Raw genomic sequence first — 15954 nt, 5'->3', positions numbered from 1 at the left:
TTTTCTTACAGCAAAGGTGTGTGTATGTATGGTAATCTATTTTTTGTTATTATGTTTAATATTTTTCTTAATAATTGAAATCATGACTGTTATGTTTAAGCTTACAGGACTTTCAGAAGAAAAGTCTAGATTTCAAGTTATATCACTTCTTACAAGTTCTGGTTTTACAACTAAAGAATCTGAGCTTATAACTCAACATCCTTCAAGACGAAAACTGGCACAATACGTTATGGTTATAGGTTATATCGGATATTTAACAGGTATTTCATTTTTAATCAATATAATTAGAACTTCTTTATCCTTTAAAAATGTTTTAATACTTTTAACTTTTTTTATAATAACCTTGTTTATGTTAAAAAACAAAATATTTCTAAAGTTTTTAGACAATATAATCGAAAGAATTCTTTTAAAAAGACCTTTTAAATCCCCACATAAAATGTACAAGCTTATAAATCGAGCAAAAGGTTACGGTGTTTTCAATATTACATTAGATGAAGCTTCTCCACTTATTAATGTATCTTTAATGAATTCAAATTTAAAACCACATAATGTAATAATATTAAATATAGATAAAGGAAACAAATTTATAGGTTTTCCAAAACGTGATTATGTACTAGAAAAAGGTGATAATATATTGCTTTATGGTAAAGTTGACGAAGTGAATAGAATATTTAAACTTAAACATAAAAATTAAAGGAGCACTGCAAAAACGCAGTACTCCTTTAGTTTTTACTTATCTTGAATAATCAAAGAAACCTTTTCCTGATTTTCTTCCAAGCCATCCAGCTCTTACATATTTTCTAAGTAATGCGTGAGCTCTATATTTTGTATCTCCTGTTTCACTATATAAAACGTCCATTATAGCAAGACATACATCAAGTCCAATAAGATCTCCTAAAGCTAAAGGTCCCATTGGGTGATTAGCACCAAGTTTCATAGCAGTATCAATATCTGCTGCTGAAGCTACTCCATCAGCAAATATTCCTATTGCTTCATTAATCATTGGTATTAATATTCTGTTTACAACAAATCCTGGAGCTTCTGCAACTTCAACTGGCTCTTTTCCAATTTCAGTGCTAAGAGCTTTTACAGCATCAAATGTTTCTTGTGAAGTAGCCATTCCTCTTATAACTTCAATAAGTTTCATTACTGGAGCTGGGTTGAAGAAATGCATACCAATAACCTTATCAGGTCTCTTCGTTGCAGCGGCAACCTCAGTGATTGATAATGAAGATGTATTTGAAGCTAAAATTGTTTCAGGTTTACATATGTTATCTAAGTCTCCAAATATTTGTTTCTTGATAGCCATGTTTTCAACTGCTGCTTCCACTACAAGATCGCAATCAGCTGCCTGTTCAAGGTCAACTGTTCCAGTAACTCTTGTAAGTATTTCAGCCTTAGTTTCTTCTGTTATTTTTTCCTTTGAAACAAGTCTTGATAAATTTTTATCGATTGTTTTTAATCCTCTTTCAACAAATTCATCTTTTATGTCTCTAAGTACTACTTCAAAACCTTTTGCTGCAAACGCCTGAGCAATTCCTGCTCCCATTGTTCCAGCGCCAAGTACACATACTTTTTTCATTATGATGACCTCCCAAAATTTATTTTTAATTTTTAAATTAGTTTTTAGCTGTTTTAACCTGTGCTATTAATTCAGGAATTACTTTATTTAGGTCTCCAACTATAGCAAGATCTGCTACAGCCATTATTGGAGCATTTTCATCCTTGTTAATAGCTATTATGTAATCACTGTCTTGCATTCCAGCAAGATGTTGAATAGCTCCTGAAATACCGCAAGCGATATAAACAGTAGGTCTTACAGTTTTACCAGTTTGACCAACTTGTAAATCTTTATCGATCCAATCTTTTTCTATAGCTGCTCTTGAAGCTGCTACTGTTCCACCAAGAACTTCTGCAAGTTCATTTAATAAAGAGAAGTTTTCTTTGCTTCCAACACCTCTACCACCAGCAACTATAACATTTGCTTCTGATATATCTTCTACTTCTTTAGCAACCTTTACAACTTCTTGAACTTTAGTTCTAATATCACTTTCTGTTAAATCAAATGCTACTTTTTCTATTTTTGATGCTTCAACCTTTGAAGTATCTTTCTCAAGTTTTGAGAAAACTCCTGGTCTTACAGTAGCCATTTGTGGTCTGTGATCAGCACAAACTATTGTAGCCATAAGATTACCGCCAAATGCTGGTCTTGTAGCTAGAAGATTGCCATTTTCAGGATCTGTATCAAGTGAAGTACAGTCTGCAGTTAAACCTGTTGAAAGTTTTGCTGCAAGTCTTGGACCTAGATCTCTTCCAATGAAAGTAGCTCCTATAAATAATACTTCTGGCTTTTTCTCATCTACTAATTTACTAATAACTTTTGTATATCCATCAGTTGTAAAATGTCCTAAAAGTTTACTATCAGCAACTAAAACTTTATCAGCACCATATGCTAATAATTCTTTTGCTAATTCATCAGTATCGCTTCCAAGTAATACTGCTACTAATTGAGTTTTTAACTGTGCTGCTATTTCCTTACCTTTTCCTAAAAGTTCCAATGAAACTTTTTGAAGTTCTCCGTCTCTTTGTTCTGCAAAGACCCATACGCCGCCTTTGTAATCTGATATATTCATTTGAAATCCCTCCTACATCATTCTAAATATAGTGTTTTTCCTTTAATTTTGAAACTACATAACTAACTGCTTCTTTAACTGGCTTATTAATAATTTCTCCTTGACCTTTAGCTTCTTTAGTTGAGGATTTTTTAACCTTTGTAGGTGATCCTTTAAGTCCAAGAAGGGATTTATCTACGTCAATATCATCTGCAGTCCACATTTTAATTTCTTTGTCAAATGTTCCAAATATGTTTTTAATATTCATATATCTTGGTACATTTAATTCTTTTATTGCAGTAAGTAACACTGGAGTTTGAACTTTTACTATTTCATATCCATCTTCCCAAGCTTTTCTTACTGTTAACTCGTTATCACCAGTTACATCAACTTTTTCAACATATGTAATCTGAGGAATTCCAAGATGTTCAGCTATTTCTGGTCCAACTTGTGCAGTATCTCCATCAATTGCCTGTCTTCCAGCAAATACTATATCATAATCAAGTTTTTTTAGTGCTCCTGCAAGTGTGTTTGAAGTTGCTAATGTGTCAGCTCCTCCAAATGCTCTATCTGTTACAAGAATAGCTTCATCTGCTCCCATTGCTAATGCTTCTCTTAAAGCATTTTGTGCTTGTGGAGGTCCCATAGATATTACTGTAACTTTTGCTCCAGTATTATCCTTTATTACTAATGCTTCTTCTAAAGCATTTTTATCATCTGGATTTATTATTGATGGGACTCCTTCTCTTATAAGTGTTCCTGTTTTAGGATCTATCTTTACTTCAGTTGTATCTGGAACTTGTTTTAAACAAACAACTATATTCATGTGTTTAACCCTCCTTATTATCTGAATATGTTTCCTGAAATAACCATTTTTTGAACTTCAGAAGTTCCTTCGTATATTTCAGTTATCTTAGCATCTCTCATCATTCTTTCTACTGGATAATCTTTAGTATATCCATATCCACCGAATAATTGAACTGCTTTAGTAGTTACATCCATAGCCACATTTGCAGCATGAAGTTTTGCTCTTGCAGCTTCAACAGTGTATGGAAGTCCTTGATCTTTATTCCAAGCTGCTTTATATACAAGAAGTTTTGCTGTTTCTATAGCAACATCCATTTCAGCCATCATCCAACCCAATCCTTGGAACTTGTCTAAGCTTCTTCCAAATTGCTTTCTTTCTTTCATATATTCTTTAGCTTCATTGAAAGCACCTTCTGCTATTCCTAATGCTTGTGCTGCTATACCAATTCTTCCTCCATCAAGAGTTTTCATTGCTACACCAAAGCCTTTTCCTTCTTTACCAATCATGTTTTCTACTGGTACTATCATATCTTCAAATATAAGTTCTGTTGTTGATGAAGCTCTTATTCCAAGCTTATCTTCCACTTTACCAATTGAGAAACCTTTAAAGCCTTTTTCAATTATAAATCCTGTTATTCCTCTTGTTCCTTTGCTTCTATCTGTCATAGCAAATATAACAAAAGTATCTGCAACTCCACCGTTAGTTATAAATATTTTTGAACCATTTATAACATAGTGATCTCCATCAAGAACTGCCACTGTCTGTTGTCCAGCTGCATCTGTTCCTGCGTTTGGTTCAGTTAAACCAAATGCTCCAATTTTCTCACCTTTTGCTAGTGGTACTAAATATTTTTCTTTTTGTGCTGGTGTTCCAAATTGATTAATTAATGAAGCACATAATGAAGTGTGTGCTGAAAGGATTACTCCTGTTGTACCACATACTTTTGATAATTCTTCTACAGCAATTATATAAGATAATGTATCTCCACCGGCACCACCATATTCTTTAGAGAATGGGATACCCATCATACCATACTTTGCCATTTTCTTAACATTTTCTATAGGGAATCTTTCTGTCTCGTCAATTTCAGCTGCAATTGGCTTTACATCTGTTTCAGCAAATTCTCTTACCATCTTTTGTACTAATTCTTGTTCTTTAGTCAATGAAAAATTCATTTAATATACCTCCTTATTTGTTCTTGAAATTGCCAACTAAACTTTTTTTGTTTAAGAAAGCATCCATACCTTCTTTTTGATCTTCTGTTGAGAAGCATGTTCCAAACACTTCTGATTCATAAGATAACGCTGTATCTATATCTGTTTGGATACCTTTATTTATTGCTACCTTAGAAAGTTTTACAGCAACAGGTGCATTGTTAGCAATAGTAGTTGCAAGTGCCTTTGCTTCTTCAATTAAAGTTTCTGGCTCAAACACCTTATTAACAAGTCCTATTCTATAAGCTTCAGTGGCATCAATCATTTTGGCTGTGTATATTAATTCTTTAGCTGCTCCCATTCCAACTAGTCTTGCAAGTCTTTGAGTTCCTCCAAAACCAGGAGTTATTCCTAAACCTACTTCTGGTTGACCAAACTTAGCTTTTGTTGATGCAATTCTAATATCGCACGACATAGCAAGTTCACATCCACCGCCTAATGTAAACCCATTAAGTGCAGCTATAACAGGTTTTTCTAAGTTTTCAAGTCTTCTGAATACCTTATTTCCTAGTATTCCAAATTTTCTACCTTCTATTACATTCATGTCTTTCATTTCTGAAATATCTGCTCCTGCAACGAAGGATTTACCTGCACCAGTTATTATAACTGCGCATATTGAAGAATCTTTTTCAATGTCTTCAATGACAATGTCAAGCTCCTGTAAAGTTTCACTGTTAAGTGCATTAAGAGCTTTGGGTCTGTTAAGTGTAACTAAAGCAATTTTACCTTCTTTTTCAAGGATGATATTTTTTAAGTTCATGACTAATCCTCCTAAACTTTTATTCATTGTTAATATTATAACAATGAAGTTTAAAAAATTTTTAAAGCATGACGCTCTATTTACTATTATAACTTGTTGTCAAACCATTTTCAATACAAAAAACTATATTTTAGATTGCTCCATTCATTAGGCAGCTAAGTGTAAGTAAACTCTCACTTAAATGAACATTTTCTACAATTACTTCTTTAGGTATTGATAAATCTATAGGTGCAAAATTCCATATTCCTTTAATGCCACCTTTTACAACCATATCACAAATTCCCTGTGCGCTTCTACTTGGAACGCAAATTATAGCTATATCAACGTTATTTTCCTTAAGAAATTCTCCTAGAAGATCAATATCTCTTATTTCAATATCGTTAATTTTTAAGCCACACAATTTAGGATTTGTATCAAAAATTCCAACTAAATCAAAATTCATCTTTTGAAAATTAGTGTAATTTGCTATGGCCTGACCAATATTTCCTGCTCCAATAATAATTGTTTTGTACTGTTTTGTAAGCCCTAGTATATTACAAATTTCTTTATACAAATCTGCCACATTGTAACCATACCCCTGCTGTCCAAAATCACCAAAACAATTAAGATCTTGTCTTATCTGAGAAGCAGTGAAACCAATCTTTTCGCTTAATTCCTTTGAAGATATTCTATCAATATCATTATTAAGCATCTCCCTAAGATATCTTTGATATTTTGGCAACCTTTTGATTACTGCCATAGATATGTTCTTTTTCTTATCCAACTGCTGCACCTCTCAATTCAATACTATATCTATATTATTACATAAACATTTTTTTATTATTTTTTTGTTAAATATTATTCACACAATCTATAGTATACAATAAAATTTCATATTTTATAAGCTTTTTCTTTATATAATCTTATTAAAATGTTAAAATATGAAGGATAACATACAAGGCTGGTGATTTCATGATTGTTTTAAGCTCAAAAAATATACAAAAATCTTATGGTATTGATATCATATTAAAGAATATAAGTTTTAACGTTAATGAAGGTGAGAAAGTAGGTCTAATTGGTGCAAATGGTACCGGTAAGTCAACTTTATTTAAGATTTTAACAAATCAACTTGAACAAGACACTGGTGAGTTGTTTATAGAAAAAGGAAAAGTATTAGGGTATATGTCTCAGAATTTATCTCTTGAAACCTCAAATACAATATATGAGGAACTTCTATTAGTTTTTAGTGAGCTTATTAACATTGAAAAGAAGCTAAAAAAATTAGAATTAATTATGGATTCTCCTTATGACCCTGAAAATGAAGATTATCATAATAAGGTAATTAAGGACTATACCACGCTTACTGAAATATATAATAATAAAGGCGGATATATATATAAGGGTGAAATTAACAGGGTTCTCAGGGGCTTAGGTTTTCTAGAAAATGACTTTAATAAGCACATTGATATTTTAAGTGGAGGTCAAAAATCAAGAGTGGCTCTTTGTAAACTTCTTCTTACTAAACCTGATATATTGCTTTTAGATGAGCCTACTAATCATCTTGATTTAGATGCAATTGAATGGCTTGAAGAATATCTTATCTCCTACAAGGGTACTGTAGTTCTGATATCACATGATAGATATTTTTTAGATGCTGTAACAGAAAAAACTTTAGAGATGCTTAACGGACAGATTTATACTTACAATGGCAATTATACTGCTGCTCTAGAATTGAAAAAGAAAAACTTTGAAGTTCAAATGAAAGCATATAAACTTCAGCAATCTGAATTAAAAAGGCAAGAAGAAATTATAGAAAAATATCGATCTTTTAATAGAGAAAAAAGTATAAAAGCCGCAGAGAGCAGGCAAAAAGCTCTAGATAAAATTGAAAGAATAGAAGCCCCTTCTGATGAAGGAAAAGCTTCACGAATAGCATTTGAAGCATCTATTAAAAGTGGAAATGATGTACTTCACATTGAGAATTTATCAAAAAGTTTTGGCGAAAAAAAGCTTTTTAGTGAACTTTCCCTAGACATGAAGAGAAGTGAGAAAATTGCTTTAATCGGTGAAAATGGACGTGGAAAAACAACCTTGTTTAATATACTTTTAGGGAATACTAATAGTGATGCTGGTACAATGGTTTTAGGTAAAAACGTTCATATAGGTTACTATGATCAAGAGCAATCAAATCTAAATGATGATAAAACTATAATAGATGAGGTTTGGGATCATTTTCCAGACTTAACTACAACCAAAATAAGAAATGCACTTGCAGCATTTTTATTTACTGGTGATGATGTTTTCAAAAAAATATCAACTTTAAGTGGTGGAGAAAAATGCAGGATAAATTTACTTATTCTTATGTTATCCAAAAGTAATTTCTTGCTTTTAGATGAACCAACAAATCATCTTGATATAGTTTCTAGAGAAGCTCTAGAAGATGCTATTTTAAGTTATGATGGTACAGTTCTTGTAATATCACATGATAGATATTTTTTAAATAAAGTTGTTTCTAAAATATATGAGCTTCAAGAAACTGGAATAAAAGAATACTTAGGTAACTATAACTATTACATTGAAAAGAAAAAAAATCCCAATAGATTTGAAGATGAGGAAGAGCCTGCAAGTGGCAAAACAAAAACACAAATTAACCTTGAAAAAAGAAAGAAAAAAGAGCTAGAAAAAGAAGTAAAAAAGCAGAAATTAAAATCAAAAGAAATTGAAGCACTTATTATGGATAATGAAACCAAAATACAAAAACTTCAAACCGATCTTTGTTTAGAGGAAGTATACTCAAATCCAGATAAAAGCAAAGAAATCAACAATGAAATAAATAAATTACAAAGTAGCCTAGAAAAACTTTATGAAGAATGGGAAACATTAATTTAATTTTAAAAATACATTTAAATTAAATTTAGGCATATCCCAAAATACACTAGCAGACTGACTAGTTATTTTGAGAATATGCCTTTATATTAGTTTATTCAGCCTTTTCCTTTACTGACTCAAGAAATGATACCTCTTCCGCAACAACTTCTGAAATATATCTTTTTGTGCCATCTTTTGCTTCGTATCTTTTTATTTGTAATCTTCCAATAACACTAATAAGTTTTCCTTTTTTTATATAATTGCATAGATTTTCAGCAGTTCTTCCCCAAACAACAATTGGTATATAATCTGCCTCTCTTTCACCATTTGAGTTTACAAAGTTTCTATTTACAGCTATTGTAAAATTACATACTTTTCTATCCGTATCTTCAATACACTTTAGTTCCGGATCCTTAACCATTCTTCCTACTAACTCAACTTTATTCACAAGAAAATCCTCCTATAATTTTTTATATCTTAATTATTGACAGGATTATGTGAATATATTCAATTATAGGTTTCCAATCATAGCTTCTTAGTTTTTTTAATAATTAAGTGAGATTTTGTCCGTTAGATGCAATTACTTTTTTATACCAGTAAAATGAGTCTTTTCGCGATCTATTCAAGGTTCCATTTCCAGCATTATCTTTATCCACATAAATAAATCCATACCTTTTTTTCATTTCACCAGTGGATATACTAACCAAATCAATACATCCCCACGGAGTAAATCCAATCAAATCTACCCCATCATTTATTGCTTCTTTCATCTGCTTAATATGACCACGTAAATAATCAATTCTATAACTGTCATGAATGGAGCCATCTACTTCTACCTTATCAATTGCTCCTAAACCATTCTCCACTACCATAATTGGAATTTGGTACCTTCCATATAATTCATTCAATAGATATCGTAATCCCTTAGGATCTATCTGCCATCCCCAATCACTTGCTTTCAAATATGGATTTTTAACTCCCATAATAACATTTCCAGTAGTTTTTAGTGCTTTTTCATCAACTGTTCTGCAAGTGCTCATATAATAACTAAGACTATAAAAATCTACTTTACCATTTTTAAGTATCTCTATATCGCCTTCTTCTATAGCAATTGAAATTCCAAATTCGTCAAACATGCGTTTTGTAAAATAAGGATATTCTCCTCTTACTTGTACATCTCCACAAAAATAGTTCATCCTCATATCTTTTTGTGCTAATAGTACATCATCAGGATTGCAATTATATGGATAAACACATCCTCCTGCAATCATACATCCAATTCTAAATTCTGAATTAATTTCATGACCTAATTTTACTGCTTTTGCACTGGCAATAAATTGATGATGCAATGCTTGATATCTTTTTCTTAATTGTTCCTTTGTATCAGGAAGTCCCATTACCTGTGCAGGTCCATCTTCACACTTAAATCCACCAGACAATATGTCGCCAACGCTCATTGTGAGACAATTTATTTCATTAAACGTAAGCCAATATTTAACCAAATTCTTATATTCAGTAAACAATGTATTGCAGTATCGAATATAAAAATCTATACATTTTCTATTTGTCCATCCATCATATTTTTCCATCAAATTATATGGAAGCTCATAATGTGAAATTGTTACTAATGGCTCAATATCATATTTCCTGCATTCCTCAAAAACAGATTTATAAAAATCCAATCCTTTTTGATTAGGATTTTCGTCATCTCCATTAGGAAAAATTCTAGTCCAATTAATGGAGATACGAAACATACGAAATCCCATTTCTGCAAATAATGCAATATCTTCTTTATATCTGTGATAAAAATCTATTCCTTCATGTGATGGATAATAAGCGTCACTTTGTATTTTATTTGTAAAATAGCGATGTTTATCTACAGCACCACCTGTCATATGATCACAAACGCTATCGCCCTTTCCATCTTCATTCCATGCACCTTCAACTTGGTTTGCAGCAGTAGCTCCTCCCCAAAAAAAATCTTTTGGAAAATCCATTTTTCTTCCCTCCATTTTTTAATATACTTCGTCACCTTTATATATAATCATAGTTATAATAAATGTTGCGACAAAACCAATTATCACACTTATTGCCATATAGATAACATTCGTTTTTGCTGGTCCTACGAATCCTGCTATACCAAAAATACCTGCACTTCCTGCAAATGCATAAGAATATACTTTCATTAAACCAGCGAAAGCCGCTCCACAAAAATTTCCAATCATTGATGCATATAGTGGCTTCTTCAATCTTAGATTAACACCAAACATTGCAGGCTCTGTTACTCCACCTATAACTGCCGTAATGGCACTAGAAGCAGCCGTTGATTTCATCTTTTTATTTTTACACTTTAAGGCTACTGCTGCAGAAGCTGCTCCTTGATTAATGTTAGATAGCACACCTGCAGTACATACTATTGGCTCATATCCAAAGGAAGCAAAAGATTGGAACATATAAGGAACTAAAGCTCCATGCATACCTGTTATTACCAATAGTGGATATACTGCTGCTAAAAGTGCAACTCCAAAGAAACCTGTTGTATGATATAACCACATAATAGCCTTTGCTAAATATACTCCTAAAAATGAACCTGCTGGTCCAATTAGACACAACGTCAAAGGTAGCATTACTAAAATAGTTCCTAGTGGTACTAATATAACTTTAACTGAATCAGGAGAAATTTTTTGAAAAAACTTTTCAACATATGCCATTACAAATACCGCCATAATTATTGGAAAAATAGTACTTGCATAAGATGTTGCATAAATATGAATACCAAAAATAGACATTGGTACTTTTTGAGTAACATTTGCTACCATAGTTGGATGTATTAAAATTGCTCCTAGAAGCATTCCTAATCCCATGTTAGCTTTAAATTTATTTGCTGCTGTTGCCCCTAAAAATACAGGTAGGAAATAAAAACCAGCATCAGCTGCAAATGTTAATACTGTATATGTTGGCATCTTAGGAGTAAGCAAACCACACATTCCACCCAAAATTATAACGACTTTTAACATACCAGCGCCAATCAATAATGGTAATATTGGTATCAAGCTTCCAGAAATTCCATCAATAATTGCTGCAAAACTAAATTTCTTTTTATTATCTAAATTTTCATCTATACCTTTTTCGACCTTAAATTCAGCCTTTTTGCAGATTAACTTATATGCGTCTCCAACCGATTGGCCTATAATAATTTGCAGTTGATCATTTGACCATTGTGCTCCTATTACTCCATTTATTTTCTCAATTTCATTTAGCTTAACAATGCTGGTATCCTTCAAGTTAAATCTTAGTCGTGTCATGCAATGTACAAAACTACTTATATTATCCTTTCCTCCTATAAGTTCTAAAACTTTTGTTGCAAGCTCTTCGTATTTTTCTTTCTTTGCCATTTTTATCCCCTCTTTTTAATTATTTTTATTTATATATTATAAAAATTAACTAACTAATCATTAAATAATTGCTATTATCATAAAATAAAAAAACCGAAATGACACAGTTATCTTCGTGCCAATTTCGGTAATGCCTCCATTACGAGTTACAATCCTTAATTTATTGTATTATTTTTTAAAATTCTACCAATGTGTATCATCAAATATAATACTTCATCTTCTGTAATTTTTGAATTTAATTTTTCATCTATAATAATGCTGATAAGCTCTGCACATTCATAAACTTTAGGGTTCTTTTCCTGCATAGCCTTAAAAAGCTCACCATTATCATCTACAAATTGCTTATTTTCTTCAATTCGTTTTAAATAGTATCTCAAATGTATTACAAATCTGTTGTAATTAAAACCTTTTCTATCAATTTTAATTTTAAACTTCATCTCAATAATGCCTGTAATTTCTTCAATCAGCTGCTCTACATCTAGAACTGTATTTTCATTAATGTTTTCTTCTTCTGCATTAACAAAATGCATTGCTATGTTTGTTATTTCACTCTCCGGTAATTTCACAAATAATTTTTTTTGAACTAATTTAACAGCATATCTCCCAAGAGAAGTTTCTTCTGGATACAATTTCTCTATATCATAAGAAAATAACATCTTCATCTCTTTATACTTTTTCATACGCTTTATTGCAAAGTTAATATGATCTGCAAGTCCCGGCAAAATATTTGGATTCAAATTACAATCAAGAGTCATCTGTGCTCTTTTAACAATTATAGCTGATATTTCAAATATTTCTTCTGGAATTTCTTTTAGAAGGTTATAAAAACTTTCATCCATTTTATAGAATGTCATAGAAATAGTGCTAAGATCTACTATTTTATACGGCATCGTCGGAAACCCAATTCCTTTTCCAAAAGCAATCAATTCATTTTCATTATTATCCAAACAAACAGCTACATTATTATTGATTTTTTTGACAGCTTTCATGAATAATCCTCCTATTATCTAAAGTAAATCACTCTGCTCTCTCCTGCTATAACATGCATATCACCTTTTTCAATATCAATATTAAAATTATTACAATTCGTTATAATCATAGGCGTAATCAAATTTACATTATTTTGTTTCATAATATCTTTGTCTATCTCTATAATCGGTGTCCCTTTTTTAACTTTTTTACCTGCCTTTGTTATTGCCTTAAATCCATTACCTTTTAAATTTACTGTATCAAGACCAATATGCACTAAAATTTCCACACCATTTTCAGCTGTAATTCCAAATGCATGTAAAGTATTCGCTATCATTGAAATTTCCCCATCACACGGTGCACACACCATATTACCATCAAATTTAAATGCTATTCCATCTCCCATGAGTTTGTCAGCAAACATTTTATCTGGTACATTTTCTAATTTAATTGTTTCTCCAGTTACTGGTGCGTATAAATCATTATCTTTTTTTTTCTTAAACATTTCAAACATACTTTTCCCTCCTTAATCAAATAAAAAACTCCCTTAGATATTCCACAAAAAACAGCCTAATAATAGTTGCTTTTGGGTAATGCCTCTAAGAGAGTAACAATCCTAATACATATTTAATTTAATTACATTATATAATCATTTGAAAACGATGTCAAGCTTTTCAATAAACAATTTAATTATTGCACAATAAAAAACTTCACCTATAAAAGATGAAGTTTGCATTTATTATTATAGTTTTGTTATTGTAAACATATCCTGAAGTAAAGCCCAATTTTGAGGGAAAGGCTTTCCTAAAGCCCAATAGCTGACTCCTCTAAGTCCATATTGTTTCACCAAATTAAATTTTGCCATCATGCTCCTAGAATCTTCAAACCAAACCACGTGTCTAATCCCATTTTCATCTATATAATTATAAAACGGTGACTTAGAAATATTATCATATTTTATATTTGCTCCATACTTTCCAGCCCTAATAACAGCCTCTTGATTTCCTATAGCCTCTGCAAACTTCCCACCTGGTACGAATGGAAGTTTCCAATCATACCCATAAAAAGGAATTCCCATTAATATTTTGTTACTAGGTATTACAGAAACAGCATAGTTCAAAACTTTAATAACTTCATTTATTGGTGCTACTGCTCTTGGTGGCCCACCAGACCATCCCCATTCGTATGTCATTAATATTACAAAATCTACAATTTTTCCGTGTGCTTCATAGTCATGGGCTTCATACCAAGGCCCTGATTGTTCAGCTGATGTCTTTGGAGCTAAAGCAGTTCCAACTAAATAGTTGCTAGAATGTGCTCTACTTACTAGTTCTCTTAAAAAATTGTTATAGTTTTCTCTATCTTTAGGTGGTATTCTTTCAAAATCAACTATTACTCCTCTAAAGCCTTTATTATTCATGGTTTTAATTATGTTATCTATTAATGTATTTTGTGTGCTTTTATTATTTAATATTTTTCCTATAAGTTGTGTATCAAATCCACTACCAGATATATTAGAAACTGATAGCATTGGTGCAACACCATATAACTTAGCTGCTGATAAAATGGCTTCATCATTTAAATTTGTCAATGTTCCATTTTCAGTAACATGATAACTAAATGGAGTTATATAAGTTAAATATTTTTGATTTTCTCTAACCAAAGTTCTATCTCTTTCATTAGACGTAGGGATAATAAATCCATTTACTTCAATAGCTTCTTTATTTGCTTGTTGATTTATTGGTATAAGGAGACTTTCTCCTATCACTAAGTTTCTTTTATCTTGTAATCCATTTATAGTTATAATATCATTGTAGTTAACACCAAATTTTTTGCCGATAGACCACGGTGAATCTCCTTGTCTAACTATATAATTTATCAAAAATTACACCTCTACATATTTATAACACTTTATAATATATGAAAGGCTATACCAAATGTGCATACTACTAGTAACTTATAACATAAACATGGCTATTAAAACTATAGAAATTATTCCACATGCTACAGGAATTATATTTCTTTTAACTACTTCAAATGGTTCTACTTCACAAATAGCTGCTGATGGAATTATACTCCATGGAATTATCGTTCCCCCTCCAACCCAAATCGTGATTATTTGACCCAGTGCCGCAATACTAGCTTTATTAATATTTATAGCCTTTGAAAACACCTGTGCTAATGTTCCAATTAGTGGCAACCCAGAAAATCCAGAACCTCCTACACCTAAAAGTCCGCTAATAAATGATTGAATTAATACTACTGAGAATTTATTCAATTTTATATTTTGCGATATGTAAACTCCCACATCAGTTAAAAGTCCATTAGTTCCTAAGCCTAATATTTCTTGTGCTGTTTCCTTACTTCCAAGGAAAAAAAATGCACCTATTATTATTATTGGTGCAAAAATTTTAATGCTAAACATAAATCCATCTCTTATAAGTGTTGTAACTTCCCCCAATGATGCTTTTATATCATTTTTTATTAAAACGCACAATAACATAACAATTACAGCAGTACCTCCAATTAAAGATGTAGCATCGTTTCCTTTTAATTTATAGAAATATAAAATTACTATATCTATTAAAAAAAATATATATGTTAGCATTGCAACAATTTTGCTTTTGGAGTCACTTGTTTTATAAGTGTATTTTTTTTCTGTGTTTTTAATTTTATTTATTCCATTTCTATTCATCATAATTATAGAAATAGCTACTACTATAGCAGATATAGTAAGCCACATAAAGAAACCTGCCTTTACTATTGCAAAAGGACTCTCTATACCTGCAGCTTTTGACGTTATTGCTGGTGCCCCCTGTATAAAATAATCGCTTGATAATGCAATTCCATTTCCAAATATATCTAAACTTACAGCTGCCCATACTGGTTCAAGTCCACTTCTGATAGCCGCTGGAACCATTAGTGGCCCTATAAATGCTATTGCAGGAGTCGGCCATATAAACCAAGAAAATATCATCATTGTAAATCCTAATACAACAAAAGCAATTTTAGGGCTAATCATAAGTTTGCTAATGGGTCTTATCATTACTTCATCTGCCCCAACACTGTTAAGTGCCTTTGACATTGAATTAACTAAAGCTATTATTATTACAATCTCTATAAATTCTCTGCTAGAAACAACTACTGATCTATATATAATCTGAACTGATGAAATTATATTCCCGCTATATATAAATCCTATAACTAATATTCCTAAAATACATGGTAAAATAACATCTTTTTTCAAGAACATTACAATTATTATTAATGCTATAAAAGCTACATAAACATAATGAACCAATCCTAAATTTACCATTATTTTCTCCTCTGTACACTTTCAAAAATGTTT

General features: G+C 31.3%; 15 protein-coding genes. 2 read left to right on the top strand and 13 right to left on the bottom strand.

Annotated elements, in window-relative coordinates; translation table 11 throughout:
• Positions 1-28: 28 nt before the first annotated feature.
• Entirely contained in the window at positions 29-694 is a 666-nt protein-coding gene (locus B8978_RS08635) for a TrkA C-terminal domain-containing protein (RefSeq protein ID WP_242950525.1), read from the top strand.
• Positions 695-733: 39 nt separating this feature from the next.
• Here the strand turns inward: B8978_RS08635 and B8978_RS08630 are convergent, their stop codons facing one another.
• The 6 genes from B8978_RS08630 to B8978_RS08605 form a co-directional block, all read right to left on the bottom strand.
• Positions 734-1582 carry a 3-hydroxybutyryl-CoA dehydrogenase gene (locus B8978_RS08630; protein ID WP_084115248.1) on the bottom strand — a complete coding sequence of 283 codons (849 nt, stop codon included), beginning with the start codon at positions 1580-1582 and terminating at the stop codon, positions 734-736.
• 37 nt (positions 1583-1619) lie between these two features.
• Entirely contained in the window at positions 1620-2633 is a 1014-nt protein-coding gene (locus tag B8978_RS08625; RefSeq protein WP_084115247.1) for an electron transfer flavoprotein subunit alpha/FixB family protein, read from the bottom strand.
• A 22-nt stretch (positions 2634-2655) separates the two neighbouring features.
• Positions 2656-3438, bottom strand: coding sequence for an electron transfer flavoprotein subunit beta/FixA family protein (locus B8978_RS08620; protein WP_084115246.1), 783 nt, complete (start codon positions 3436-3438; stop codon positions 2656-2658).
• A gap of 17 nt (positions 3439-3455) precedes the next feature.
• The gene (locus tag B8978_RS08615) at positions 3456-4595 is read right to left on the bottom strand and encodes an acyl-CoA dehydrogenase (RefSeq protein ID WP_084115245.1); all 1140 of its coding nucleotides are present in this window, start codon (positions 4593-4595) and stop codon (positions 3456-3458) included.
• 13 nt (positions 4596-4608) lie between these two features.
• Positions 4609-5394: a short-chain-enoyl-CoA hydratase gene (locus B8978_RS08610; protein WP_084115244.1), complete on the bottom strand. Its 786-nt coding sequence runs from the start codon at positions 5392-5394 to the stop codon at positions 4609-4611.
• Between the two features lie 130 nt (positions 5395-5524).
• On the bottom strand, positions 5525-6157 hold the full coding sequence (locus B8978_RS08605; RefSeq protein ID WP_084115243.1) for a redox-sensing transcriptional repressor Rex: 633 nt from the start codon (positions 6155-6157) through the stop codon (positions 5525-5527).
• A gap of 188 nt (positions 6158-6345) precedes the next feature.
• On the opposite strand from B8978_RS08605, the gene B8978_RS08600 reads away from it, so the two are divergent.
• On the top strand, positions 6346-8262 hold the full coding sequence (locus B8978_RS08600) for an ABC-F family ATP-binding cassette domain-containing protein (RefSeq protein ID WP_084115242.1): 1917 nt from the start codon (positions 6346-6348) through the stop codon (positions 8260-8262).
• Between the two features lie 91 nt (positions 8263-8353).
• On the opposite strand, the gene B8978_RS08595 is transcribed toward B8978_RS08600, so the two are convergent.
• From B8978_RS08595 to B8978_RS08565, 7 genes are all read right to left on the bottom strand, one after another.
• The gene (locus B8978_RS08595) at positions 8354-8689 is read right to left on the bottom strand and encodes a single-stranded DNA-binding protein (protein ID WP_084115241.1); all 336 of its coding nucleotides are present in this window, start codon (positions 8687-8689) and stop codon (positions 8354-8356) included.
• A 103-nt stretch (positions 8690-8792) separates the two neighbouring features.
• Entirely contained in the window at positions 8793-10238 is a 1446-nt protein-coding gene (locus B8978_RS08590) for a glycoside hydrolase family 1 protein (protein WP_139796008.1), read from the bottom strand.
• Between the two features lie 18 nt (positions 10239-10256).
• A complete protein-coding gene (locus tag B8978_RS08585; RefSeq protein ID WP_084115239.1) occupies positions 10257-11636 on the bottom strand; it encodes a PTS transporter subunit EIIC in 1380 nt (459 codons plus the stop codon).
• 155 nt (positions 11637-11791) lie between these two features.
• Entirely contained in the window at positions 11792-12625 is an 834-nt protein-coding gene (locus B8978_RS08580; protein WP_084115238.1) for a PRD domain-containing protein, read from the bottom strand.
• A 14-nt stretch (positions 12626-12639) separates the two neighbouring features.
• Entirely contained in the window at positions 12640-13119 is a 480-nt protein-coding gene (locus B8978_RS08575; protein WP_084115237.1) for a PTS sugar transporter subunit IIA, read from the bottom strand.
• A gap of 228 nt (positions 13120-13347) precedes the next feature.
• On the bottom strand, positions 13348-14487 hold the full coding sequence (locus tag B8978_RS08570; RefSeq protein ID WP_084115236.1) for a glycoside hydrolase family 18 protein: 1140 nt from the start codon (positions 14485-14487) through the stop codon (positions 13348-13350).
• A gap of 75 nt (positions 14488-14562) precedes the next feature.
• Positions 14563-15921 carry a TRAP transporter large permease subunit gene (locus B8978_RS08565; RefSeq protein ID WP_084115235.1) on the bottom strand — a complete coding sequence of 453 codons (1359 nt, stop codon included), beginning with the start codon at positions 15919-15921 and terminating at the stop codon, positions 14563-14565.
• Positions 15922-15954 lie beyond the last annotated feature (33 nt).

Source organism: Clostridium acidisoli DSM 12555 (assembly GCF_900176305.1).
Lineage (GTDB): Bacteria > Bacillota > Clostridia > Clostridiales > Clostridiaceae > Clostridium_I > Clostridium_I acidisoli.
This window is presented reverse-complemented; position numbering and strand designations above follow the sequence as displayed.